The sequence below is a fragment of the Micromonospora sp. NPDC047707 genome (assembly GCF_040704235.1).
GTDB lineage: Bacteria > Actinomycetota > Actinomycetes > Mycobacteriales > Micromonosporaceae > Micromonospora.
This window is the reverse complement of record NZ_JBEYSU010000136.1, coordinates 1-1,700: the sequence shown is the minus strand read 5'-3', so window position 1 is coordinate 1,700 and position 1,700 is coordinate 1. Positions and strand designations below refer to the sequence as shown.

Annotated in this window: 1 protein-coding gene and 1 pseudogene; both read left to right on the top strand. The window is 61.6% G+C overall.

Annotated elements, in window-relative coordinates:
* Nucleotides 1-415: 415 nt before the first annotated feature.
* Nucleotides 416-667, top strand: a pseudogene (locus AB0873_RS32435) (transposase family protein); the annotation flags it as partial.
* Nucleotides 668-1,165: 498 nt separating this feature from the next.
* The gene (locus tag AB0873_RS32430) at nucleotides 1,166-1,558 is read left to right on the top strand and encodes a VOC family protein (protein WP_366604598.1); all 393 of its coding nucleotides are present in this window, start codon (nucleotides 1,166-1,168) and stop codon (nucleotides 1,556-1,558) included.
* Nucleotides 1,559-1,700 lie beyond the last annotated feature (142 nt).

The following is a 1,700-nucleotide window of genomic DNA, read 5'->3' as shown; positions in this document are numbered from 1 at the left end:
GGGTAGGTGATCGGCGAAGGTGGCCGGCGTGGCAGCTGCACCGGCACCGGCCACAAGGTATACAGACAGGGTTGGGCCTTCGGTCGTGCTGGTTTAGTCGCCTTCGCTCGTATCCGAAGGCCCTTCCCCATGTCATGCCGCCACGCCGGCCGCCGCCGCGATCATCGATCTCCACCGGACTCCAGCGACCACCTGAACCCCTTATCTACCAGGCTCTAACCTCGAGGGCTCCCGGCCTCAGGTGACCGAGGGATCTTCCGTGCTGGCGGGCTCGAACCACGAACAGATCCAATCGGACCCGATCCTGCAGAGCGGGCCGAGCCACGCAGCAGCTCCCGCCTTGTCGTGAGGCGTCGAACGCCGGGGATACCAAAGCAATCGTGGCAAGAGCCCGACCCGCTCTGAACCCATTAGGGGCTACCAGGGCTCCCGTGGCAGCGTCCGCACACCGTTCGCGCGGCACCGCTTCCGGCCGAAGCTGTCACGCCGGCAGAAGGCCGTGAACCGGGCCCACGCGAAGATCCGCGCTCACGGAGAACGAGCGATCGCCACCTTCAAGACCTGGAAGACCCTGATCAAGCTGCGCTGCCGCCCACGCCGCGCCACCGCGATCGTCCAAACCATCCTCGTCCTGCACCACGTCGAAAGCAACCGCAACGCAGGATGAAAAAAGGCTCAACGACCACCACCACGAGACATCGAAGACCGGCTGTAAACTGACCGCCCTCGCACGCCGGATCCGCGACTGCATCGACGATCACCTGCGTTTCGCCGTCGATCTGCGGTCCCCGTTCGACAACAACGCCGCCGAGCAGTAGATCCGCATGGTCAAGATAAGACAAAAAGTGTCCGGGAGCTTACGCACACTCGACGGAGCACAGCAATTCGCTCTGATCCACTCCTCCTTCGCCACCGCCACCGTCACCGCGCACGGCCGCAACATCATGAACGCCCTCACCGGACTCGCCGCCGGCCGCCCTTGGCTACCCACCCACGTAGCGACCACCTGGTCAGTCACGAGGAAGGAGCATGTAGTGTGTAATCCAGGCGTCCGAGAGCGGCATCCTCAAAGAGCAGCCTCTTTATGGACGGGGTGCCCGTGACCGGAAGGCGTGTTCAATAAGGAACCCGGAGACGTTGATTCATTCCAGAGAGGTAGATGAAGGTGGTGGAGCTGAACCACACAATCGTGCCATGTCACGACAAGAAGGAGTCGGCACAATTCCTGGCGGCAGTCCTGGGACTTAAGGTAGGTAAGCCCTACGGCCCCTTTCTGCCGGTCGAAACCGGCAACGGCGTGACCCTGGACTTCATGGACATGGCCAAGGACTCGATCCGATGGCAGCATTACGCTTTCCTGGTGACTGAGGAAGAGTTCGACACCATTTTCGGTCGAATTCAGGACTCTGCCATCACTTACTATGCGGACCCGGGGCATATACAAAAAGGGCAAATAAACCACAATGATGGCGGCCGTGGCCTGTACTTTAGGGATCCGAACGGACACAGTATGGAAGTCATCACCCGCCCGTACGGCACCGGCGAAGATTTGCCGTAGGCCACGCCTTAGAGACCGTCGGGTAACCGGGTGGCTACGCGGCGAGGAGTCGTTCAGCGTTGATGCGTCGGGCGGCTTCGCGTTCGGTGGCGTTGGCCCAGCGGATCGCTTGGCCGGCCAAACGTATCGTCATGAGTCGAAT